Source organism: Nonomuraea rosea (assembly GCF_039539705.1).
Taxonomy (GTDB): Bacteria; Actinomycetota; Actinomycetes; order Streptosporangiales; family Streptosporangiaceae; genus Nonomuraea; species Nonomuraea rosea.
Genome location: NZ_BAABDQ010000011.1, coordinates 171,200 through 193,858 on the forward strand (window position 1 = coordinate 171,200; position 22,659 = coordinate 193,858).

16 protein-coding genes are annotated in these 22,659 nt (G+C 70.8%); 9 read left to right on the forward strand and 7 right to left on the reverse strand.

The genetic code is table 11. The annotated features are described in order from the left end of the window. Positions 1 to 40 precede the first annotated feature (40 nt). Both ABEA43_RS25905 and ABEA43_RS25910 read right to left on the reverse strand, forming a co-directional pair. Positions 41 to 919, reverse strand: a complete 879-nt coding sequence (locus ABEA43_RS25905; RefSeq protein ID WP_345565652.1) for a 2-hydroxy-3-oxopropionate reductase — start codon at positions 917 to 919, stop codon at positions 41 to 43. Then, the gene (locus tag ABEA43_RS25910; RefSeq protein ID WP_345565654.1) at positions 916 to 2,082 is read right to left on the reverse strand and encodes a hydroxypyruvate isomerase family protein; all 1,167 of its coding nucleotides are present in this window, start codon (positions 2,080 to 2,082) and stop codon (positions 916 to 918) included. Before ABEA43_RS25910 ends, ABEA43_RS25905 begins: the two co-directional genes overlap by 4 nt. A gap of 150 nt (positions 2,083 to 2,232) precedes the next feature. Between ABEA43_RS25910 and ABEA43_RS25915 the strand changes: the two genes are divergently transcribed. Together ABEA43_RS25915 and ABEA43_RS25920 are read left to right on the forward strand one after the other, a co-directional pair. Continuing rightward, positions 2,233 to 2,997: a hypothetical protein gene (locus ABEA43_RS25915; protein WP_345565656.1), complete on the forward strand. Its 765-nt coding sequence runs from the start codon at positions 2,233 to 2,235 to the stop codon at positions 2,995 to 2,997. Beyond that, positions 2,994 to 4,136: a helix-turn-helix domain-containing protein gene (locus ABEA43_RS25920; RefSeq protein ID WP_345565658.1), complete on the forward strand. Its 1,143-nt coding sequence runs from the start codon at positions 2,994 to 2,996 to the stop codon at positions 4,134 to 4,136. The genes ABEA43_RS25915 and ABEA43_RS25920 overlap by 4 nt, the downstream gene beginning before the upstream one ends. Before the next feature lie 7 nt (positions 4,137 to 4,143). On the opposite strand, the gene ABEA43_RS25925 is transcribed toward ABEA43_RS25920, so the two are convergent. Continuing rightward, complete coding sequence (locus ABEA43_RS25925; RefSeq protein WP_345565660.1) at positions 4,144 to 5,211, reverse strand: serine hydrolase domain-containing protein; 1,068 nt, start codon at positions 5,209 to 5,211, stop codon at positions 4,144 to 4,146. A 232-nt stretch (positions 5,212 to 5,443) separates the two neighbouring features. Here ABEA43_RS25925 and ABEA43_RS25930 point away from each other — a divergent pair, with 232 nt between their 5' ends. After that, a complete protein-coding gene (locus ABEA43_RS25930) occupies positions 5,444 to 6,169 on the forward strand; it encodes a GbsR/MarR family transcriptional regulator (RefSeq protein WP_345565662.1) in 726 nt (241 codons plus the stop codon). On the opposite strand, the gene ABEA43_RS25935 is transcribed toward ABEA43_RS25930, so the two are convergent. Further along, the gene (locus ABEA43_RS25935; RefSeq protein WP_345565663.1) at positions 6,144 to 6,920 is read right to left on the reverse strand and encodes a class I SAM-dependent methyltransferase; all 777 of its coding nucleotides are present in this window, start codon (positions 6,918 to 6,920) and stop codon (positions 6,144 to 6,146) included. The two genes, ABEA43_RS25930 and ABEA43_RS25935, sit on opposite strands and share 26 nt — an antisense overlap. A 147-nt stretch (positions 6,921 to 7,067) precedes the next feature. Between ABEA43_RS25935 and ABEA43_RS25940 the strand changes: the two genes are divergently transcribed. Beyond that, positions 7,068 to 7,604 (forward strand): copper chaperone PCu(A)C, encoded by a 537-nt coding sequence (locus tag ABEA43_RS25940; RefSeq protein ID WP_345565665.1) that lies wholly within the window; start codon positions 7,068 to 7,070, stop codon positions 7,602 to 7,604. 119 nt (positions 7,605 to 7,723) lie between these two features. After that, the gene (locus tag ABEA43_RS25945) at positions 7,724 to 9,637 is read left to right on the forward strand and encodes an N-acetylmuramoyl-L-alanine amidase (protein WP_345565667.1); all 1,914 of its coding nucleotides are present in this window, start codon (positions 7,724 to 7,726) and stop codon (positions 9,635 to 9,637) included. Here the strand turns inward: ABEA43_RS25945 and ABEA43_RS25950 are convergent. Both ABEA43_RS25950 and glgP read right to left on the reverse strand, forming a co-directional pair. Then, complete coding sequence (locus ABEA43_RS25950) at positions 9,600 to 10,496, reverse strand: MurR/RpiR family transcriptional regulator (protein ID WP_345565668.1); 897 nt, start codon at positions 10,494 to 10,496, stop codon at positions 9,600 to 9,602. The genes ABEA43_RS25945 and ABEA43_RS25950 overlap by 38 nt on opposite strands. Before the next feature lie 20 nt (positions 10,497 to 10,516). Then, a complete protein-coding gene (gene glgP / locus ABEA43_RS25955) occupies positions 10,517 to 13,096 on the reverse strand; it encodes an alpha-glucan family phosphorylase (protein ID WP_345565670.1) in 2,580 nt (859 codons plus the stop codon). 292 nt (positions 13,097 to 13,388) lie between these two features. Here glgP and ABEA43_RS25960 point away from each other — a divergent pair, with 292 nt between their 5' ends. The 3 genes from ABEA43_RS25960 to ABEA43_RS25970 all read left to right on the forward strand — a co-directional run bounded on the left by ABEA43_RS25960 (position 13,389) and on the right by ABEA43_RS25970 (position 18,592). Next, a complete protein-coding gene (locus tag ABEA43_RS25960) occupies positions 13,389 to 15,491 on the forward strand; it encodes an alpha-1,4-glucan--maltose-1-phosphate maltosyltransferase (protein ID WP_345565672.1) in 2,103 nt (700 codons plus the stop codon). 71 nt (positions 15,492 to 15,562) lie between these two features. Continuing rightward, entirely contained in the window at positions 15,563 to 17,263 is a 1,701-nt protein-coding gene (gene treS, locus ABEA43_RS25965; protein WP_345565674.1) for a maltose alpha-D-glucosyltransferase, read from the forward strand. A gap of 3 nt (positions 17,264 to 17,266) precedes the next feature. Then, on the forward strand, positions 17,267 to 18,592 hold the full coding sequence (locus ABEA43_RS25970) for a maltokinase N-terminal cap-like domain-containing protein (RefSeq protein ID WP_345565676.1): 1,326 nt from the start codon (positions 17,267 to 17,269) through the stop codon (positions 18,590 to 18,592). A 14-nt stretch (positions 18,593 to 18,606) separates the two neighbouring features. Here the strand turns inward: ABEA43_RS25970 and ABEA43_RS25975 are convergent, their stop codons facing one another. Continuing rightward, entirely contained in the window at positions 18,607 to 19,458 is an 852-nt protein-coding gene (locus ABEA43_RS25975; protein ID WP_345565677.1) for an NAD(P)-dependent oxidoreductase, read from the reverse strand. Positions 19,459 to 19,544: 86 nt separating this feature from the next. Here ABEA43_RS25975 and ABEA43_RS25980 point away from each other — a divergent pair, with 86 nt between their 5' ends. Beyond that, the gene (locus ABEA43_RS25980) at positions 19,545 to 22,613 is read left to right on the forward strand and encodes an ATP-binding protein (RefSeq protein ID WP_345565678.1); all 3,069 of its coding nucleotides are present in this window, start codon (positions 19,545 to 19,547) and stop codon (positions 22,611 to 22,613) included. Positions 22,614 to 22,659: the final 46 nt, after the last annotated feature.

Here is a 22,659-nt window from a genome sequence, read left to right on the forward strand (position 1 = left end):
GAGGCGTCTGTCACATGGAGTGACAACGCTGGAACTGGCTTTACGAGGCTCCGGAGAGGCGTTCGACGCCCTTCAGGAGCGCCGAGTGGTCGAGCGCGCCGTCACCGCACGCGTTCGCCGACGCCACGAGCTGGGCGACCAGGGCGCCCAGCGGCAGCACGACCCCGGCCTCCCGCGCGGCCGACGTGACGATGCCCATGTCCTTGTGATGCAGCTCGATCCGGAAACCCGGCTCGAAGGTGTCATTGAGCATGTTGGCGCGCTTCTGCGCCAGCACCGCCGACCCGGCCAGGCCGCCGCCGAGCACGTCGAGCGCCGCCTCCAGGTCCACCCCGTGCGCGCGCAGGAACACCACGGCCTCGGCCAGCGCCTCGATGTTCGCGGCGACGACGAGCTGGTTGGCCGCCTTGACCGTCTGACCGGCGCCGCTCGGGCCCACGTAGACGACCGTCTTACCGACGGCCTCGAAGATCGGCCTGGCCGCCTCGAACGCCTCGTCCTCGCCGCCCACCATGATCGACAGAGCCGCGTTCCGCGCGCCCGCCTCGCCGCCCGAGACCGGGGCGTCGAGGTAACGCAGGCCGCGGCGGCCCGCCTCGTCCGCCAGCTCACGCGTGACGTCGGGGCGGATCGAGGAGAAGTCGATGACCAGCGTGCCGGGCGCGGCGTGCGCGAACACGCCGTCGTCGCCGGTCAGCACGTCGCGTACGTCGGGAGAGTCCGGCACCATGAGCGCGACGACCTCCGCGCCCGTCACGGCCTCGGCGATCGATCCGGCTTCCCGGCCGCCCGCCTCCGTCAGGGGTCCGGCCTTGCCCGGCGACCGGTTGAAGCCGGTCACGGCGTGCCCAGCGGCGGCCAGGTGCACGGCCATCGGGCTGCCCATGATGCCGAGGCCGATGAAGGCGATGGTGGTCACGATGTTCCTCCCGAGGTTCCAAGCGAGGGTCCGGCCGAGGGCCCAGCCGAAGGTCCAGCTGAGGGATCGGCCGAGGGACCGGCCGAAGGTCCGTCCGTAGGTCCGTCCGAGGGGCCGTCCGTAGGTCCGTCCGAGGGGCCGTCCGAAGGTCCGTCCGAGGGGCCGTCCGAAGGTCCGTCCGAAGGTCCGTCCGAAGGTCCGTCCGAAGGTCCGTCCGAAGGTCCGTCCGAAGGTCCGTCCGAAGGTCCGTCCGAGGGGCCGTCCGAAGGTCCGTCCGAAGGTCCGTCCGAGGGGCCGTCCGAAGGTCCGTCCGAGGGGCCGTCCGAAGGTCCGTCCGAAGGTCCGTCCGAAGGTCCGTCCGAGGGGCCGTCCGAAGGTCCGTCCGAGCGTTGCTCGCGTGGCAGCCAGCCAAAAGCGTCCTCGCCGTCCGAGCGGTATTCGAGCCCGACATATCCGTCGTACCCGGCGGCGTGGACCTGGGAGATCCACTGGCGGATCGGCAGCGCGCCCTCGCCGGGCGCGCCTCTGCCGGGCGCGTCGGCGATCTGCACGTGCGCGATGCGCGGGCCGTACCGCTCGATGACGGCCGGTACGTCGTCACCGTTGACCGCCAGGTGGTAGAAGTCGGCGAGCAGCCCCAGACCCGGCACGCCGCCCAGCCGGTCGAGCACGGCCACGGCGTCCGCGGCCATGCGCAGCGGATAGCGCGGGGCCCCGCTGACCGGCTCCAGCAGCACGGTGCCCGCCACGCCGCCCGCGCAGGCCGCGAGCGTCTCCACCGCCAGCTCGTCCTGCTCCTCGGGGGCGGCGCCTTCGACGCGGTTGCCGTACAAGGCGTTGAACGCCCGGCAGCCGAGCCGTTCGCCGATGGCCGCGACCACCGGGATGTTGTCCAGCAGCTCCCGCGCCCGCGCCGGCCACGAGACCAGGCCGCGGTCCCCGCCCGGCATGTCGCCGGCGAAGAAGTTGAGCCCGGTCAGCCGCACCCCCGCGTCCTCGACCGCGCGGACGAACGCGTCCACCTCACGATCGCCGGGGACCGCCACGGGCCACGGCCACCAGAACTCGACCGCCCCGAACCCGTCGGCCGCCGCCGCGGCGGGACGATCCAGGAGCGGCAGGCCGGTGTAGAGAATCGAGCAGTTGACGGTCCATCTGGTCACGCGTAAGCCCTCTGAACGCCGGAAAACTCATGGTCGGGGCACATTGTCCTACACGTACGCGGGTACGTCCCGACCTCCGCGCGGCGGAGCGGCTTCGTGAAGCGGTGGCGGGTCTATGATGTTGGAAACTGAAGCGATCGGAGGTCGCGCATGCTGGTGTCGCAGTGGGCTCACGACACGTTCGGGCAGCGCGTCCCCCTGATCAGACAGGGCGTCGCCGAGGCGCTGTCCGTCGCGCTGGAAAACGCTCGCGACGCGCAGAAGGTGGCGCAGACCGATCATCTGCATCCTTTCGGGTTCACGCTCATGTCGCGCAAGTTCGAGGCGCTGGCCGAGGCGTTCGAGGACATGGGCGACGTGCGGATCGTCAAGCCCGCCGGCTCGCCCCACGAGCTGGTGCTGGTGGACGGCAAGCTGCTGTTCCCGTTCCGCTACGCCAAGGACCGCTCGATCAGCGTGATGAGCGCCCGCATCGGCGACGGGCGGCCGTCCGCGCTGATGCAGGCGCTGTTCCAGCGGTTCGGGCCGGAGCCGCAGATGCGGCAGCTCGCGCTGCACGACGTCGCGCCGCAGGCGGCGCCGATGGCCGAGGCGCTGGCCGGGCTGCCCGACGGCACCGGCCTGGTGCTGATCGCCTACGCCTGCAACGCCCACGCCGGGCTGCTCGACGCCTGGTGGGGCGAGGCCGAGCTGCTGGATCGCACCGGCAGCCTGCGCTGGCACCACTGCGAGGAGATCCCGCTGGTCCGCGAGCAGGCCGCGCCCGCCGCGGAGCAGGCGCCCGCGGCCGCGTTCGACCAGGGCGCCATGCCGACGCCGGCGCTCAACCCGCGGACCAGGGCCGCGCGGCTCGCCGCGCCGATCAGCGAGGCCGTCCCGATCAGGCCCGATCAGGCCAGAAGCCGCGAGCGGTGAAGAGGTTCACCACGGGCGCCCTGACCCCGCAGGCCGTCGCCGACGCCTTCGACGCCACCCGCCTCACCCAGGCCCGTCACCTGGCCGCGCTCACCAAGAAGGAGGTCGCCGAGCACCTGGGCGTCTCCCCCGCCGCGGTCGGGCAATACGAGTCGGGCGTCACCCGCCCGCGCCCCGACCTGATCTCGCCGCTGGCCGAGGTGCTGGCCGTGCCGATGGCGTTCTTCCTGCCCGGCCGTCCGCACGGCAAGCTCGACGGCTCCATGGCCCACTTCCGCAGCCTGCGCTCCACCCGCGCCTACCAGCGGGCCAAGGCGGTGGCGTTCGTGGAGCAGGTGTGGGAGCTGACCTACGCGCTGGAGAAGCGGGTCCAGCTCCCGGTGGTGGACCTGCCCGGGTTCGCGGGCGGCGAGATGCACTCGGACCTGCCGCGCGACCCGGCCGGCGCGGCCCGCGCGCTGCGCGCCCACTGGGGGCTCGGCACCGGCCCGATCAGCCACCTCGTACGCCACATGGAGGCCCACGGCATCGTCGTCGCCCTGCCGCGCCACGACCCCGACGCAGTCACCGTCGACGCCTTCTCCACCTCCAGCCTGCCGCGGCCGATCGTGGTGCTGACCCCCAACAGGTTCGACGACATCTACCGCCACCGCTTCACCGCCGCCCACGAGCTGGGCCACCTGGTCCTCCACGGCGACACCGCGGCGGGAGACACCCATCAGGAGCGCGAGGCCGACGCCTTCGCCGCGGAGTTCCTCACGCCGCGCGACAGCATCCTGCCCCAGCTCCCGCTCCGCGCCGACCTGCGCAGGCTCGCCGAGCTGCGGCAGAGCTGGGGCGTGTCGGTCGATTCGCTGCTCTACCGGTGCAGGGAGACGGGCCTGCTGTCCGACTCCGCCGCCGGTCGCGCCTACCAGCGGCTGGCCGCGCTGCGCGACCAGCCGGGCTTCACCAACGAGCCCGTCTCCGGCTATCCCGGCGAGCAGCCCGTGCTGCTCGCCCACGCCTTCGACCTGGCCATCCGCGAGAGCGGGCTGAGCGCCGCCACCCTCGCCAGGGAGCTGGCCTGGCCGATCACCCGCGTGCGCGAGCTGATCGGCCTGCCCGACCAGCGCCCGGCCCTGAAACTCGTCCTCTAGCGGGATCCTAGGAGCAGAGCTCCGCTTCGAGCAGCTCGGTGAACATGGCGATGGGGTTGCCCCAGTCGCCGTTGACGTTGCTCACGACGAAGTGCTCGCCGTCGCGGCTGCCCATCGCGTACGTCCACGAGCCGTGGATCGCGCCGCCCCCGCCCCAGGCCGTCACGCCGCTGGGCAGACGCTGCCAGAAAACGCCCAGCCCGTACGTCGTGTCCGGGATCCACGGCGAGCCCTCGGTCGAGACCCCGGTGAACATCTCCTCCTGCTGCGCGGGCGGCAGCAGCCGGCCGCCGAGGAGCGCCCGGTAGAACGTGTGCAGGTCCCCGGCCGTCGAGACCATGCCGCCCGCCGCCCAGCCGATGGAGGCGTTCAGCTCGGTGACGTCGTGGACGGGGGCGTCGGGCTCGGGCAGCATCAGCTTCGAGTAGTGCCGGGCGTGCGGTCCGCGCAGCTTCGTGTCGTCGCCCGGCACGTACGTCTCGGTCAGGCCGAGCGGGCGGGCGATCCGATGGTCGACCTCCTCGGCGTACGACCGGCCCGTGGCACGCTCGATGATCATCCCGGCGAGCACGAAGTTGGTGTTGGAGTAGCCCCAGCCGGCGCCGGGGGCGAAGTCGGGCGGGCTGGCCAGGGCCTCACGGACGAGCCCTTCCGGGGAGTGATCGTCGAAGCGGTGCTCCAGGAAGGCGGGGCCGACGTACTGGGGCATGAGCCGCTCGCTCAAGGAGTAGTTGAAGAGGCCGCTGGTCTGGTTGAGCAGCTGCCTGACGGTGATCTTGGCGCCGTCGTTGCCGTTGCCCCGCACCAGGCCGGGCAGCCACTTGTCCACCGTGTCGTCGAGGCTCAGCCGGCCCTCGGCGGCCAGCTTCAGCACCACGGTCGAGGTGAACGCCTTGGTGATGCTCCCGATGCGGAAGCGGTCGTCCTGGTGGCGCTCGCCCCCGGTCGCGGTGTCGGCCACGCCCGCCGTGCCGAACCACGCCCCCTGGGCGTCTCGGATGTCGGCGATGACGCCGGGCACACCGCCGTCGCTCACTGCCTGGTCGAGCACGCGCCGCACTTCGGTTCTGGTCATCTCTGTCCCCCTGGATTCGCGATAGTACGCGTTCGGTTCGCATCGAAAGCTACGTTGCGTTCATCATTTCTGTCAATCCGCCTTTCGCCGATATTTCGGCATACAAGCAGGTCAATGCAGGAAGAAAATTGCAATGAGTTAACGACTTAACGCAACTCTCGGATGACCCGCTATTGCAATGGGATGCCGTCGAACGCAATACTGGCCCGAAGCGACAAGGAAGCGGGTGCACATGCCGGGAGGCAGGCTGACGCAGCAGGACCGCAGGCTCATCGCCACGGGACTGTCAGAAGGGCTCGGGTACGCCGAGATCGCCCGGCGCCTGGACCGGCCGACCTCCACCGTCAGCAGGGAGGTCATCCGCAACGGCGGCACGACCGGCTACCGGGCCGACCGGGCCCATCAGGCGACCGAACGACGCGCCCGCCGCCGCACGCGGACGCCTCCCGCGACGCCGCAGCCCGTCCCGGCGGCGCACGGGCGCGACCCGGAGGCGGTGCGCGCGTTCGACGAGCGCCTGACAGAGCTGCTGATCCACACGGGCCTGCCCCGGATGATGGCCAGGATCCTGACCTGCCTCTACGGCACGGACTCCGGCTCGATCACCGCCAAGGAGCTGGTCCAGCGCCTGCGGGTCAGCCCGGCCTCGGTCTCGACCGCCGTCGCGTACCTGGAGGATCAGGAGCTGATCCAGCGCGAACGCGACCCCAGGACGCGCCGCGAGCGCTACGTCATCGACGACGACGTCTGGTATCGGGCCTTCCTGGCCAGCGTCGAGCGCAACGCCATGCTGGCCGAGGCCATGCGGCAGGGGATCGAGGTCTTCGGCGCGGACACCCCGGCGGGCGCCCGGCTGGACCTCGTCACCCGCTTCCTCCACCACACCAGCCAGGACATGATCCAGGCGGCCGAGCACTGGCGGCAGATCCTCGTCAGGAGGCCGGGCTCCGAGCCGTGACGGCGTAGCGGCCCCGGTCGGGGTGGTAGCTGGAGCCGGTGACCGCGAACCCGGCCTCGGCGAGGCCGGCGTCGAGCTCGGCGGGCGTGAACGGCTGGAAGTCGATCGGATAGCACCGATGGGTGAGCGCGCCGCCGGGGCTCTCCAGCAGGAGCACGATCTCGGCCAGGCACGGTTCGTCCAGGCTGTCGGGGATGTTCCAGACGTACACGCACGTGGACCGTACGCCGTCCCGCTCCCTGACCCGGTCGGCGGCCACGATGCGGGGCCGCTGACGGTAGAGCAGCTCCCAGTTGCGGGAGTCGACGATCAGCGTGCCGCCGGGCGCGAGCACCCGCCGCATCCCCGAGAGCGCGGCCACTCTGGCCTGGTGCGAGCCGGCGTGCACCAGCGAGTTGCCCAGGCACAGCACCAGGTCGAAGCCTCCGGGCAGGACGGCGGGCAGCTCCTCCCACAGGCAGGCGAGCAGCTGCACGCCGCCGGGCAGGCGCCGGCGCGCCTCCGCCACCATGAGCGGGCTGCCGTCCGTCGCGGTCACCCGGAACCCGGCGTGCGCGAGCGCCATGGCGTCCGTGCCGATGCCGCACGCGCAGTCCAGCACGGCGGCGCCGGGCGGCAGGGCGCCGACCGCCGCCTCGATGAACTCCCTGCTCTCGATCGAGGTCCCGCCGATCACCCCGGGGGAGGTCACGACCTCGTCGGGAAAGATCCAGTGGTAGTCGGTGGCCAGGTCGCGGTAGTAGTCCGGCACCGCCCGAGCGTCGCACGATCACCGCCTCGGGTCCATCCCCCGCGCAGGAACGCCGTGCCCGCACGGGCTTCGGAGCGGGCTGGGTTTGGGGGGACGTTCGAGGGTAGCGGCATGACAACGTTGCGTGATCGAAAGGGGGGCCCGGCGATGCGCCTCATCACCTCTGCCCTGGTCGTAGTGGTCATGGCGGTCGCCGCCGGGTGTGCTCGGCCGGACGTCAATCCCACCGCCACGCGGCCGCAGAACGACGGGGCGAACGCCGACGTGCAGAAGGTGCTGCACCTGCGCAACGTCTTCCTGCTCAGCGGCGCCGACCCGGCCTCCCCCGCGCCCGAGCAGGCGCTCTACGCGGTCCTGATCAACCAGGGCGGCAAACCGGCCAGGCTCGACCGCGTCACGGTGGACGGGGGCGGCGCCGTACAGCTCGCGGGCCCCATCGAGCTGCCGCCCGGCCATCCCGTCGGCACCGGCGAGAAGCCCATCGGCACGGTCACCGGCGTACGGCGGGACACGGTCCCGATGACCTTCACCTTCAGCGGCCTGGCCCCGGTGCGCCTGAACGTCCCGGTCAAGTCCAGGATGGGCCCCTACGCCGGCCTGACCCCCGGCCCCGCGGAGGCGCCGGCGCCCTCTTCCACAGCCGGCGCCCAGCCCACCGTGACCCCATCAGCGCATGGGGAGTGACCCCGCACTCAGCCGGAGTGTTAAGGGGTGAAAAATATCTTCGCAAAGATCTCGCCTGCGAAGGAAAATGTTGAGACGCTGAACTGCACCTAGCGCCCCCCAGTCCCGAGGAGCGGTTCATGCGCAGACTATTGGCGATCACTATTGCCGCCGTCCTGCCTTTAGGCAACCTCACCGCGGCCTATGCACAGGAGCCGGCCGACCGGCAGCAGGCGTTCACCGCCGCCGCCCAGGAGTTCCAGGTGCCCGAGAGCGTGCTGCTCGGCGTCTCCTACCTGGAGTCCCGCTGGGACGCCCACGCCGGCCAGCCGTCCAGCGACGCCGGTTTCGGACCCATGCACCTGACCGACGCCGCCGCCTACACCTCGGCCAACCACCACAGCGAGGGCGAGGAGGACGCACGCGGCGACGAGGGCCGGCCGCTGCCCGCGCCCAGCGCCCAGCCCGCGCCCGCCGACCTGCCCGCCTCGCTGCGGACCATGGAGAAGGCCGCCGCGCTCACCGGCGAGAGCCACGAACGGCTGCGCACGGACGACGCCGCCAACATCCGCGGCGGCGCGGCGATCCTGGCCGACTACCAGAAGGCGCTCGGCGCGCCCCTGAGCGACGAGCCCGGCGAGTGGTACGGCGCCGTCGCCAAGTACTCCGGCGCCGATGAGGCGGGCGCGGCCAAGTTCTTCGCCGACGAGGTCTTCTCGACGATCGAGGAAGGCGCCGAGCGCACGACCGACGACGGCGAGAAGGTCAAGCTGCCGGCCCTTCCCGGGCTGGAGAAGATCGAGAAGTGGCTGGAGAAGCTCGGCCTGCGGCACACGCGCCCCGACGGCGTGGAGTGCCCCGCGTCGATCTCCTGCGAGTGGATCCCGTCGGGCTACCAGGAGCTGCCTCCTGACGACTACGGCCACTACGACCTGGCGAACCGGCCGGCCAGCCAGAAGGTCGACTACATCATCATCCACGACATGGAGGGATATTTCCTGCCCTCCATCCGCCTCAACCAGGACCCCAAGTACGGCGCGAGCTGGCACTACTCCGTACGGTCCTCCGACGGCCACATCGCCCAGCACATCAAGACCAAGGACGTCGGCTGGCAGGCCGGCAACTGGTACATCAACGCCAAGTCCATCGGCATCGAGCACGAAGGCTTCCTGGCCGAGGGCAGCGCCTGGTACACCGAGGCGATGTACCGCTCGTCCGCCCGCCTGGTCCGCTACCTGGCGTTCAAGCACGGCGTGCCGCTCGACCGCGCCCACATCCTGGGCCACGACAACGTCCCCGGCACCCTGCCGACCACGGTCAGGGGCATGCACGAGGACCCGGGCCCGTTCTGGGACTGGGCGCACTACTTCCAGCTCATGGGCGCGCCGCTGCACCAGTTCGGCGGTCCGCGGGCAGGATCGATCATGATAAAGCCGGACTTCGCCACGAATAAGCCGTACTTCTATGGCTGTGACCGCAAGAACCCGGAAGCCGCCTGCCCGCCCCTGCCCGCCCACACCGTCTGGCTGCGCACCGAGCCGCGCGCGGACGCCCCGCTGATCAAGGACATCGGCAAGCACCCGACCGGCGGCTCCCTCTACAGCGTGTACGACCACAGCGCCCGCGCCAGCACCGGCCAGCGCTTCGCGGTGGCGGAGCGCCAGGGCGACTGGACGGCCATCTGGTACCTCGGCCAGAAGGCCTGGTTCCACAACCCGGCCGCCGCGCCGACCGCGGTGCCGTCCATGGGCCTGGTCGTGACGCCGAAGCCGGGCAAGGCCACGGTCCCGGTGTACGGACGGGCGTACCCGGAGCAGGAGGCCTACCCCGAGGGCATCCCCTACCAGGCGGTGACCCCGCTGCAGTACACGTTCGCGGCCGGTGAGAAGTACACGCTCGCGGGCCCGGCGGCGGCCGAGTATTACCGGGCGGTCACCTTCGACCTGGCCGACCACAAGGTCGTGCGGGGCAAGACGAAGTACTGGGAGATCCAGTTCGGGCACCGCGTGATGTACGTCAAGGCTGACGACGTGCAGGTGACGTTCTCCGGGTGAACTCCTTGACGGCGCGCCTGGTGCTCGCGAGCGCCTCCTGAGAGGAGTCGAACGTTCGCTGGGCGACGCCGACGAACACGCAGTCGACGACGAGGAGCTGGCTGATCCTGCTGGCCAGGGCGCCGGGACGGAACTCCGTCTCGCGCCCGGCGGAGATCAGCACGTGTTCGGCCAGCTCCGCGATGGACGAGCGGGGGTTGTTGGTGATCGCGACGGTGGTCGCCCCGGCCTCCCCCGCCCGGGTCAGCGGCTCGATCACGTCGGGCGTCTCCCCCGAGGTGCTGATCCCGATCGCCACGTCCCCCGCCTTCAGCAGCACGGCGCTGGTCAGCGCCAGGTGCGCGTCCTGGAAGGCGTGACTGGACAGCCCGATGCGCAGCAGCTTCTGGGCGACGTCCTCGGCCACGAGCCCGGAGGCCCCGACGCCGTACGCGTCCACCCGCCGGGCCCCGACGATGGCGTCCACGACCAGCCCGAGCCGCTCGGAGGTGAGCTGGGCCACGGTGTCGTTGATCGCCTCCGACTCGGCCCGCGCCACCTTCATGATGACCTCCGACAGCGGGTCGTCGGGCGCCAGGTCGCCGGGCACCAGCCGGTCGGGCTGCGCCGCCGCCGCGGCCAGGGCCAGCCTGAGCTGCGGATAGCCGGCGAACCCGAGCAGCCGGGCGGTGCGCACGATCGTGGCCTCGCTGGTCCCGGAGGCGGCGGAGAGCTCCGTGATGGTGCTCCTCGCCACCGTCGCCGGGCTCTCCAGAATGAGGCGAGCGACGGTCTGGGCGGCAGGCGTCAGGGACGGCAGCACACCGCGGACCGTGGCCACCAGAGTGTCAGCCCGCAGGCCGTTCCCGCTGTCGTCCACGTCCTGATTATGCCGCCCCTTTAACGCAATGTGCCGTTCGTCATGCCTGCGGGTTCTTCAGGCACGGCGATCAGCCCCAATTCGCCGGGAGTGGCGACGAGCGGGTGATGCGGAACGACTCGTACGGTGTATCCGAAAGCTCCCGTACGGTCGAGCGGCACGACACCCGTGTAGTGGGCCCGCCCGTCGTCGTCCAGGGACGCCACGGCCAGCTTCGCGTACACCGGATGCATCAGCTCGTCGTGCGGCCCGACCTTCCCGTAGGCCGCCTCGACCAGCACGTCGTCCGGCTCCAGGTCGCCGAGCGCGATCGTGGCGTGCAGCTCGATGGCCGCCCCGACCTCGGGCGTGTCACCCACCCCCGTGGCCTCGACGTGCTCGACCCGGACGCCCGGCCAGGCCCTGGTCACCCGGACCCGCCACGCGGCGAACGCCTTGGCCGGCGCGTAGGAGTCGACCGCCAGCGACCGGGCGGAGGCGGCGGCCGGGAGGTAGAGGCCCACGACGTAGTCGCGCAGCATCCGCCCGGCGAGCACCTTCGGCCCCAGCGAGGCCAGCGTGTGCTTGACCATCTCCAGCCAGCGCCGCGGCAGCCCGTCGACAGGACGGTCGTAGAACCGGTCGGACACCTCGTGCTCGATCAGGTCGTAGAGGGCGGCGGCCTCCAGCTCGTCCCGCCGGTCGGGGTTGGTCACCCCGTCGGCGGTCGGGATCGCCCACCCGTTGGTGCCGTCGTACCACTCGTCCCACCAGCCGTCGCGGATCGACAGGTTGAGCCCGCCGTTGAGTGCGGACTTCATCCCCGAGGTGCCGGAGGCCTCCAGCGGGCGCAGCGGGTTGTTCAGCCAGACGTCGCAGCCCTGCACCATGATCTGCCCGAGCGTCATGTCGTAGTCGGGCAGGAAGACGATGCGGTGGCGGACGTTGTGCTGGTCGGCGAACTTGACGATCTGCTGGATCAGCTTCTTGCCGCCCTCGTCCGCCGGATGGGCCTTCCCGGCGATCACGATCTGCACGGGCTTGTCCGGGTCGAGCAGGAGCTCGGTCAGCCGCTCGGCGTCGCGCAACATCAGGGTGAGCCGCTTGTACGACGGGACCCTTCGTGCGAACCCGATCGTCAGCACGTCGGGGTCGAGCGCGTCGTCGATCCAGCCGAGCTCGGCGTCGGAGGCCCCGCGCTCGCGCCAGGAGCGGCGCAGGCGCGCCCGGGCGCCCTCGACCAGCCGCTGGCGCAGCTTGCCCCTGATCTGCCAGATGTCGGCGTCGGAGATCTTCTGGATGCCCTCCCAGCCGCGGGCCCGCTCCAGCAGCGAGGGCAGCTCGCGGCCGGCCAGCTCCATGAGCTCGCGCCCGACCCAGGTCGGCGCGTGCACGCCGTTGGTGATCGAGCCGATCGGCACCTCGTCCAGGTCAAATCCCGGCCAGAGATCTTTGAACATGTCCCGGCTGACCTCGCCGTGCAGCTCGGACACGCCGTTGACGCGCTGGGACAGCCGCATGCCCATGACGGCCATGTTGAACCGGCCGGGGTCGGACTCCGCGCCCAGTGCGAGGATGCGCTCGACGGGCACGGTCGGCCAGGCGTTGTCGCCGCCGAAGTGCCGCTCGATCATGTCTCTGGGGAACCGGTCGATGCCGGCGGGGACGGGGGTGTGCGTGGTGAACACCGTCCCGGCCCGCACGGCCTCCAGCGCCTCGTCGAAGGAGAGGCGCGCCTCGGTCAGCTCGCGGATCCGTTCGAGCCCGAGGAAACCGGCGTGGCCCTCGTTGGTGTGGAACACCTCCGGCTCGGCGTGCCCGGCGATCCGGCAGTACGCCCTGATCGCGCGTACGCCGCCGACGCCCAGCAGCAGCTCCTGCATGAGCCGGTGGTCGGTGCCGCCGCCGTAGAGGCGGTCGGTGACGTCCCTGGCGGCGGTGTCGTTGTCGGCCACGTCGGAGTCGAGCAGCAGCAGCGGCACGCGCCCCACCTGCGCCACCCAGACCTGCGCGTGCAGCACGCGGTTGTCGGGCAGGCTGATGCGGATCTTGACCGGGCCCTCTTCGTCCTTCAGCAGGCTGAGCGGCAGGCCGCCGGCGTCGAGCGAGGGGTAGTGCTCCAGCTGCCAGCCCTCGGGCGACAGCGACTGCGTGAAGTAGCCGTGCCGGTAGAGCAGGCCGACCGCGAGGATCGGCACGCCCAGGTCGCTGGCGGCCTTGAGGTGGTCGCCCGCGAGGATGCCGAGGCCGCCCGAATACTGCGGCAGCGCGGCGGCGATCCCGTATTCGGGGGAGAAGTACGCGACGGCGGCGGCGCTGTCGGGCAATGTCTGGTACCAGCGCGGCGAGGTCATGTATTCGCGCAGGTCGTCGGCGGCGTCGGCGAGACGACGCAGGAAGCGGCGGTCGGCGGCCAGCTCGGTCAGCCTGGTCGGCGAGACGGCGCCGAGCAGGGCCACGGGATCGTGCCCGACCTGTTCCCAGAGGCCGGGATCGACCTCGGCGAAGAGGTCCATCGTCTCCGGGTGCCAGGACCAGCGGAGATTGTGCACGAGCTCGCCGAGGGCGGCCAGCTCCGCGGGCAGGACGGTGCGGACGGTAAACCGGCGGATAGCTCTCACGTTTCTGCACCCTACGGGCTAGGAGGGACCTCTGAGTCCTTCACCCCCATGAAGCCCCTTCAAACCCCTTCCGGGAACAAGCATGAAGAGGGACTATTGGGGCAACTTTCCTCATTGTTGGCACTCCCGCGAACACACTCGGGAGGTCTATCCGCTGCTGTCCACAATTTACATGCAAGGATCGTTGTTGCCACGGTAGGCCGCGTCCAGCGGTCCGTCCGCGGGTAGCGGAGTCTCCACCACGGAAAGCCTCCGGCGGCACCGAGTGCGCCGTCGCAAACCCTTGAATGCGATGATCGGACGAATTCCCATCACGGACATCTCCCCCGTCGTCGACTGCGGGCAGTGGCCCGCCAAGGCGGTCGCCGGCGAGACCTTCGAGGTCTCGGCGACCGTATTCAGAGAGGGCCACGACGCCGTGGCCGCGGGCGTGGTGCTCACCGCGCCCGACGGGCAGCGTGGCCGCCTGAGACGGATGCGCGAACTCGCCCCCGGCACCGACCGCTGGGGGCTGCAGGTCTGCCTGCCCGCCGAGGGCGACTGGCTGTACCGCGTGGAGGCCTGGAGCGACCCGATCAGCACGTGGCTGCACGACGCGGAGATCAAGATCCCGCGCGGCATGGACACCGATCTCATGTGCGAGGAAGGCGCCCGGCTGTTCGAACGCGCGGCCAAGGCCGTGCGCCCGGCGGACTGCCCGAACGGCACGCCCAAGAACGGCCAGCAGAAGAGCTCCCAGAGCAGCACCGGAAGCAGGAAACCGCAGAACGGCAACGGCGAGAGCGCGTGCGGGCACCGGGCGGCGCTGCTGTCGGTCTCCGCCACGCTGCGTGACGAGGAGCTGGACCCCCGGGCGCGGCTGTCCATCGCCCAGCTGCCCGAGACGCTGGCGCTGCTGGACGCGCACCCGTTCCGCGAGCTGGTGACCAGGTCGAAGTCGCACAAGGTGCGGGTGGACCGGCGCAGGGCGCTGTACGGCTCGTGGTACGAGTTCTTCCCGCGGTCGGAAGGCGCGGTGGTCAACGAGCTCGGCATCTCCAAGTCCGGAAATTTCCAGACAGCGACCAAGCGGCTCCCCGCCATCGCGAAGATGGGCTTCGATGTCGTCTACCTGCCGCCCATCCATCCGATCGGCACCACGTACCGCAAGGGGCGCAACAACACGCTCAGCCCCGAGCCCGACGAGCCCGGCTCGCCCTGGGCGATCGGCTCGGAGGACGGCGGCCATGACGCCGTCCATCCCGACCTCGGCACGCTGGAGGACTTCGACGAGTTCGTGGGGCGCACCAGAGAGCTGGGGATGGAGATCGCGATCGATTTCGCCCTGCAGTGCTCGCCCGACCACCCGTGGGTCAAGGAGCACCCCGAGTGGTTCACGATCAGGGCGGACGGCACGATCGCGTACGCCGAGAACCCGCCGAAGAAGTACCAGGACATCTACCCGATCAACTTCGACGGGGACCCCGAGGGGATCTACAACGAGGTCAGGCGGGTGCTGCGGCACTGGATGGCCCACGGGGTGCGGATCTTCCGGGTGGACAACCCGCACACCAAGCCGGTGGCCTTCTGGGAGCGGATGCTGGCCGACATCCACACGAGCGACCCGGACGTGATCTTCCTGTCGGAGGCGTTCACCCGGCCGGCGATGATGCGCACGCTGGCGAAGGCCGGCTTCCACCAGTCGTACACGTACTACACGTGGAAGAACTCCAAGTCCGACGTCGAGACCTATCTCAGCGAGCTCTCCCACGAGACGTCCGCCTACCTGCGGCCGAACCTGTTCGTGAACACGCCGGACATCCTGCACGACTACCTGCAGCAGGGCGGCATCCCCGCGTTCAAGATCAGGGCCGTGCTGGCCGCGGTGGCCTCGCCGAGCTGGGGCGTCTACTCCGGGTACGAGCTTGCGGAGAACGTACCGGTTCGTCCGGGTAGCGAGGAATACCTGGATAGCGAAAAATATCAGTACAAACCTCGCGATTGGGTTACGGCGGAACGGGAGGGCAGGAGCCTGGCTCCTTTCATCACCCATCTGAATTTGTTCCGAAGAGCGCATCCAGCGCTACAGGAATTGCGTAACCTACGGTTCCACAGGGTCGACCAACCGGACATCGTTTGCTTGTCGAAACGACTTCCGGGCGCCTATGACACGGCCACACGAAGGCACGGGCTGGGCGACGTCGTTCTGGCGGTCATCAACCTGGATCCACACCACACCCACGAGGCAACTGTAGATCTTGACCTGCCTGCCATCGGTCTCGACTGGAACTCCGAGTTCGTCGTCGACGACGAATTGTCAGGCGAGTCCTACCGCTGGAGGCAGAGCAACTATGTTCGTCTCGACCCCCACATCCAGCCTGCCCATATTCTCACCGTACGAGCCGCGCCACGGTAGAACTGAATTCAGCGGGGAGTCTTCAACGTGTGTGACAGCGCCTCCGTCATGAGCCCTTTGCGGGGAAGCTCATGAGCTCCACACCCATTCCCAATACTTTCGACGAGGGGAAGCCGCGCGACCCCTATTGGTACAAGCGCGCGGTTTTCTACGAAGTCCTGATCCGAGGTTTCGCCGACTCCAACGGCGACGGAACCGGCGACATCAAGGGCCTGATCAGCAAACTCGACTATCTGCAGTGGCTCGGGGTGGACTGCCTCTGGCTGCTGCCGCTCTTCGAGTCGCCGCTGCGTGACGGCGGTTACGACATCGCCGACTTCATGAAGATCCTGCCCGAGTTCGGGGATCTGGGAGACTTCGTGAAGCTCGTCGACGAGGCACACAAGCGCGGCATGCGCGTCATCGCCGACCTGGTCATGAACCACACCAGCGACGCCCATCCCTGGTTCCAGGCATCGCGGCACGATCCCGAGGGTCCCTTCGGGGACTTCTACGTGTGGTCGTCCACCGATGAGAAGTATCAGGACGCCCGGATCATCTTCATCGACACCGAGACGTCCAACTGGACCTACGACCCGGTACGCGGCCAGTACTACTGGCACCGCTTCTTCCACCACCAGCCGGACCTCAACTACGAGAACCCGGCCGTCCAGGACGCCATGCTCGAAGTGCTGCGCTTCTGGCTCGACCTGGGCATCGACGGATTCAGGCTGGACGCCGTGCCGTACCTCTTCGAGGAAGAGGGCACCAACTGCGAGAACCTGCCGAGGACGCACGAGTACCTCAAGTCCATCAGGTCGGAGGTGGACCGGCTGTTCCCGGACCGGGTGCTGCTCGCCGAGGCGAACCAGTGGCCGTCCGACGTGGTGGAGTATTTCGGCGATCCGGTCGGTGGTGGGGACGAATGCCACATGGCATTCCATTTCCCGCTTATGCCGAGAATCTTCATGGCCGTCCGCAGGGAGTCGCGCTACCCCATTTCCGAAATTTTGGCACAAACGCCGAAAATTCCGGAAAATTGCCAGTGGGGAATCTTCCTCCGTAACCACGACGAGCTGACGCTCGAAATGGTCACCGACGAAGAACGCGACTACATGTACACCGAGTACGCCAAAGACCCCCGCATGCGGGCAAATGTCGGCATCCGCCGCCGCCTCGCACCCCTGCTGGAGAACGACCGCAACCAGATCGAGCTGTTCACCGCTCTGCTCCTGTCGCTGCCCGGCTCCCCCGTGCTCTACTACGGCGACGAGATCGCCATGGGCGACAACATCTGGCTCGGCGACCGCGACGGCGTGCGCACGCCCATGCAGTGGGACCCCGACCGCAACGCCGGCTTCTCCGACTGCGACCCCGGCCGGCTCTACCTGCCGGTCATCATGGACCCGATCTACGGCTACCAGGCCATCAACGTGGAGGCCCAGCAGAAGAACGCCGGCTCGCTGCTGCACTGGACCAAGCGCATGATCGAGATCCGCAAGCGGCACCCCGTCTTCGGGCTGGGCGCTTACGCGGAGCTCAACTCCTCCAACCCCAGCGTACTGGCGTTCGTCAGGGAGCTGGGTGACGACCGGATGCTGTGCGTGAACAATCTCTCACGCTTCCCGCAGCCGGTGGAGCTGGACCTGCGGCGATTCGTGGGCGTCTCTCCCGTCGAGACCATGGGAGGCGTACCATTTCCGGCAATTGGCGAGCTTCCGTATCTTTTGACGCTTCCAGGGCATGGGTTCTACTGGTTCACACTCCCGCCGGCAGCCACCCAGGAGGAGTAGGACGTGCTTGATGAGCTCCTTGCCGCATGGATCGGCCGCCAGCGTTGGTTCGGCGGCAAGGGGCGCGCGATCGACGAGCTGTCGATCGACTCGGACGTCGAGCTGACGCCCGGACTGAGACACCTGATCATCGCCATCTGGCAGGAGGGCTCGCGGGACCGCTACCAGGTCCTGCTCGGGGAGCGCGACACGCTCCCCGACCGCCTCTCGCACGCGCTGATCGGCACGATCGGCGACGTCTACCTGTACGACGCCGTCCACGACTCCGATCGTACGAGCTGGCTGCTGGACGGCATGGCGCACGACGAGAACCGCAGCGGGCTGCGGATGCGCCACGTGCCCGGCGTCACCGTCGACACCACCCCGCGCAGCCTGGTGCTGGGGGCGGAGCAGTCCAACACCTCCCTCGTCTTCGGTGACGCGTACATCTGCAAACTCTTCCGCCGGCTCATCCCTGGGGTCAACCCGGAGCTGGAGATCGTCACCGCGCTGGCGGCCAGGGACGCGCCGCACATCGCGCAGCCGTACGGGTGGATCGAGACGGACCTCGACGGCACCGACACCACGCTCGCGATCATGCAGGAGTTCCTGTCCACCGCGAACGACGGCTGGGACCTGGCGCTGGCCAGCGTGCGCGACCTGTACGCCTCACTGCCCGGGGTCTCGGCGGCCGAGGCGGGCGGGGACTTCGCGGCCGAGTCGCTGCGGCTGGGGGCGGCCACCGCCCGGGTGCACGAGGAGCTGGCCCAGGCCTTTCCCACGGACGTCATCGAGGTCCACGAGGTCAAGCGGATGGCCGAGGGCTTCAGACGCCGCCTCGGCCGGGCGGTGGCGGAGGTGCCCGAGCTGCGGGCCTACGTCAGCGCCATCGAGAGCGCCTATCACGAGGTGGAGCTGCTCACGAACGAGGTTCCTGTGCAGCGGGTTCACGGCGACTATCACCTGGGCCAGGTCATGCGCACGCCGACGGACTGGGTGGTGCTGGACTTCGAGGGCGAGCCCGGGCAGCCGCTGGCCGAGCGGCGTGCGCTGTCGTCGCCGCTGCGGGACGTGGCGGGGATGCTGCGCTCGTTCGACTACGCGGCCAGGCACCTGCTGGCCGACCACTCCCAGGCGGCAGCGCTGGAGCCGCGCGCCCAGGAGTGGGCCGACCGGAACCGGATCGCGTTCCTCGACGGATACGTGGCGGCCGGCGGGGTGACCAGCCGGGCGGACGCGGCGCTGCTGCGGGCCTTCGAGCTGTCGAAGGCGGTGTACGAGGTGGTCTACGAGGCCCGCAACCGGCCCTCGTGGGTGTCGATCCCCCTGGCCGCCTTCCACCCCCGCTGAGCCCCACTAGTCCATCAGAGCTCTTCCACCAGGCCCGACAGCCCTTCGTGGCCGAGGCCGCGGGCGACGCGCTGGTCGAGGATCGTCTTCATCGGGATGAGGAGATCCGGCCGGACGCCCTGCTCCCTGAAGGTGCGGATCAGGTTGTCCACGCCCACCCGGTTGATCTCCAGGTTGGACACCTCGGTGCGGTGGTCCCCCGACTCCATCGCCGCGGCCATGGCGGGCTTGCCCGCGGCCATCGCGTTGAGCCACGGGACCAACAGCGTGCTGGTGAACTCCGTCAACGGGTACTTCGCGGACGACACCAGCGCGGCGGCCTCCAGGAATCCGGCGATCTGGCCGTACATGCCGGTCAGCATGGCCAGGTCCAGCAGCGGGGCCAGGCCTGGATCCGTGCCCACGTAGCGGGGCTCGGCCATGACGGCGAGGGCCTGCTCGTGGCGGTCGTACGCGGCTTGGGAGCCGCTGTAGAGGATCAGCGCGCCCGGCTTGGCGATCATGTAGGGCACGGCCATGATGCCGCCGTCCAGGTAGTCCGCGCCGCGCTCGGCCGCCCAGGACGCGGTCTCGCGAGCCTCGGCGGGCCTGCCGGTGGTGAGGTTGGCGACGACGCGGCCCGCAAGCGAGACGTCGTCCAGGACCTCGCGCACGGCGGGGTAGTCGAGCACACAGACGATCACCAGGTCGCTCGGCCCGACGGCCTCCGCGGGGGTGGCCGCGGCGGTCGCGCCCTTGGCCACCAGGGGCTGGGCCTTGGCGGGCGAGCGGTTCCACACGGTGACGCGGTGGCCGGCGGCCAGGAGGCTTTCCGCGAGGGCGGATCCCATGAGGCCGAGGCCGAGAACGGAGATATTTTCCGACATTTCAGTGTTCCTTCTTTGAGGTGAGCTGCGGTCCACCTTGCAGGTGGGGGCTTATGGTCTGATTCGGAGTTGGTTATGGGGGGCAGATGCGGTTCGGGGTGCTGGGGCCGCTGACGGTGTGGGCGCCCGGCGGGGAGCCGGTCCAGGTGCCGGAGGTCAAGGTCCGGGCGCTGCTCGCGGCCCTGCTGATGCGGCCGGGGCGGCCGGTCTCCGCCGACCGGCTGATCGAGGACCTCTGGCGCGGCCGGCCGCCGGGCGATCCGCTGGCGGCGCTGCGGGTGAAGGTGTCGCAGCTGCGCAGGGTGCTGGGCGGGCGGGAGCTGATCGCGTTCCAGGCGCCGGGGTATGCGTTGCAGGTGACGCCGGAGTCGGTGGACGCCGGGCTGTTCGAGTCGCTGATCGGGCGCGCGCAGCGCACCGACGATCTGGGCGTACGCGCTGAGCTGCTGCGGCAGGCGCTCGGGCTGTGGCGCGGGGCCGCCTACGCCGAGTTCGCGGACGAGCCGTTCGCCCGAACGGCCGTCGCCCGGCTGGACGAGCAGCGGCTGGTGGCGATGGAGGAGCTGGCCGAGACACGGCTCGGGCTGGGCGAGCACGGGCTGCTCGCGGCCGAGCTGGCCGGCCTGGTGGCCGAGAACCCGCTGCGCGAGCGGCTGCGCGCCGTACACCTGCGGGCCCTGTACCGGGCCGGGCGGCAGAACGAGGCGCTGGCCGGGTACGGGGACCTGCGGCGGCGGCTGGCCGACGACCTCGGGCTCGATCCCGGGCCGGAGCTGGTGGCGCTGCACCAGGCGATCCTGGAGCAGGACCCGGCGCTGGAGCCGCCCGCCCGCCCGCGTACGAACCTGCCCGCGCCGCTGACCCGCCTGGTGGGCCGGGAGGCCGCGGTGGCCGAGGTCCGCTCGCTGCTCGGGGCCGGCCGCCTGGTGACGCTCACGGGTCCCGGCGGAGTCGGCAAGACCCGCCTCGCCCTGGCCGCCGCTCCTGGCGTCGCGGACGCCGGGGCGTTCGAGGGTGGGGTGTGGCTGGTCGAGCTGGCGTCGCTGACCGCTCAGGCGGCGGTGGTGGAGGTGGCCGAGGCGATCGCGGCGGTGCTCGGGCTGCGCGACGACGTGGCCGGGTCCATGACCGACCGGCTGGCGGCCGCCCTGGAGGGCAAGCGGACACTGCTCGTGCTGGACAACTGCGAGCACGTCGTCGAGCAGGTCGCCGCGCTGGCCGGGCGGCTGCTGCGGGCGGCTCCCGGATTGCGGATCCTGGCCACCAGCCAGGAGTCGCTGCGGATCGAGGGCGAGGCCCTGTGGAGCGTGCCGCCGCTGGAGCGTGAGGCGGCCGTGGAGCTGTTCGCGGCACGGGCGGGCATCGAGCCGGACGCGGACGTGGCGGAGATCTGCGCCAGGCTCGACGGCCTGCCGCTGGCGCTGGAGCTGGCCGCGACCAGGATGCGGGCGCTGACCCCGCGCCAGCTCGCCGACCGGCTGGACGACCGGTTCAGGCTGCTCGCCTCGGGGCGGCGAGGGGCGCCCGCCCGGCAGCAGACGTTGCGGGCGATGATCGACTGGAGCTGGGAGCTGCTGACCGAGGGCGAGCGGGTGGTGCTGCGGCGGCTGGCCGTGCACGCCGACGGCTGCACGCTGGAGGCGGCGGAGGAGATCTGCGCCGAGCCCGGCGTGGACGTGCTCGACCTGCTGGCCAGGCTGGTGGACCGGTCTCTGGTGGTGCGGGTGCCCGGACCGCGGTATCGCCTGCTGGAGTCGGTGGCCGCGTACTGCCAGGAGCGGCTGGCCGAGGCGGGCGAGCTGGACGGCGTGCGGCTCAGGCACGTACGCCACTACGCCGGGCTGGCGGAGCGGCTGGAGCCGTGCCTGCGGGGGCACGGGCAGCGCGGCGCGCTCGCCCGGCTCGACGCCGAGGCCGCCAACCTGCGGGCGGCGCTGGACGCGGCAGCCCGGCTGGGCGCGGCGGGCGAGGCCGTGCGGCTGGTGAACGCGATGGCCTGGTACTGGGTGCTGCGCGGCCGGTTCGGCGAGGGGCAACGGGCGCTGGAGGCCGCGCTGGCGCTCCCCGGCGCGCCCGCCTCCGGCGCGGCGCAGGCCACGTTGTGGCTGGCCGGGCTGCGGATGCTGGCGGGGCGGCCGGAGGTGCCGGCCGACGAGGTGTACGAGGCCGTCGAAGAGCCGCTGGCCAGGGCCAGGGCGCGGTGGTTCGTCGGTTTCGCGTTGTTCGGGTACGACGACCTGTCGCTCAGCCAGGGGCTGATCGAGCGGGCGCTGACGACCTTCCGCGAGCTGGACGACCGATGGGGTACGGCCGCCGCCCTGAACGTCCTGGCCAGGTACGCCGCCATGCGAGGCGACCTGGCGGCGCTGCGGCGGGACGGGGAGCGGGGGCTGGCCCTGTTCAGGGAGGTCGGCGACCGGTGGGGCGAGATGCGGGCCGCCGAGAACCTCAGCACGCTGGCCGAGATCACCGGCGACTACGCGGAGGCCACCTCACTGCGCGTCGAGGGCCTGCGGATGGCCGAGGAGCTCGGGCTGTGGAGCTCGGTGTCCGACGCGCTGTCCCGGCTGGGCAGGATCGCCATGCTGACGGGCGACCACGCGCGGGCCGAGGACTACCACGAGCGGGCCAGGCGGCTGGCGGTGGCCCAGTCGAACCGGCCCGCCGAGGAGTTCGCCGAGCTCGGGCTGGCGCTCGGGGCGCGGCGGCAGGGGCGGCTGGAGGAGGCCGAACGGCGGCTGCGTCCCTGGCTGGACTGGGTCAGGGACGTGGCGGGCGAGCCCGGCCTGGCCCTGATCCTGGCCGAGCTGGGCTTCGCCGCCGAGCAGCGGGGTGACGCGGCCGCCGCGCTGGAGCTGCAGCGGGAAGGGCTCGCGGCGGCGCGCAGGGTCGGCGATCCGCGCGCGACCGCGCTCGCGCTGGAAGGGCTGGCGGGCGCGCGGGCGCTGGGCGGGCGGTACGAGCAGGCGGGGCTTCTGCTGGGCAAGGCGGCGGCGCTCAGGGACGCCGTGGGCGCGCCGCTGCCGCCCGGCGAGCGGGGCGACGTCGCCCGGATCACGGCCGCGGTGACGGCGGCGCTCGGCGGGGATGGGCTGGCGGCGGCCCAGGCGCGCGGCGCGAAGGCCCCGATCGAGCAGCTGACCGCGGAGGCGTAGGGGAACGCGGCGGGGCGACTGGATGGCCGCGGAGGCGCCGGGACCC

Coding starts and splice junctions, on each gene's coding strand:
- ABEA43_RS25915 (WP_345565656.1), top strand. CDS start 2,233: ATGCTGGTGTCGCAGTGGGCTCACGACACGTTCGGGCAGCGCGTCCCC.
- ABEA43_RS25925 (WP_345565660.1), bottom strand. CDS start 5,211: ATGACCAGAACCGAAGTGCGGCGCGTGCTCGACCAGGCAGTGAGCGAC.
- ABEA43_RS25930 (WP_345565662.1), top strand. CDS start 5,444: ATGCCGGGAGGCAGGCTGACGCAGCAGGACCGCAGGCTCATCGCCACG.
- ABEA43_RS25940 (WP_345565665.1), top strand. CDS start 7,068: ATGCGCCTCATCACCTCTGCCCTGGTCGTAGTGGTCATGGCGGTCGCC.
- ABEA43_RS25945 (WP_345565667.1), top strand. CDS start 7,724: ATGCGCAGACTATTGGCGATCACTATTGCCGCCGTCCTGCCTTTAGGC.
- ABEA43_RS25960 (WP_345565672.1), top strand. CDS start 13,389: ATGATCGGACGAATTCCCATCACGGACATCTCCCCCGTCGTCGACTGC.
- treS (WP_345565674.1), top strand. CDS start 15,563: ATGAGCTCCACACCCATTCCCAATACTTTCGACGAGGGGAAGCCGCGC.
- ABEA43_RS25975 (WP_345565677.1), bottom strand. CDS start 19,458: ATGTCGGAAAATATCTCCGTTCTCGGCCTCGGCCTCATGGGATCCGCC.
- ABEA43_RS25980 (WP_345565678.1), top strand. CDS start 19,545: ATGCGGTTCGGGGTGCTGGGGCCGCTGACGGTGTGGGCGCCCGGCGGG.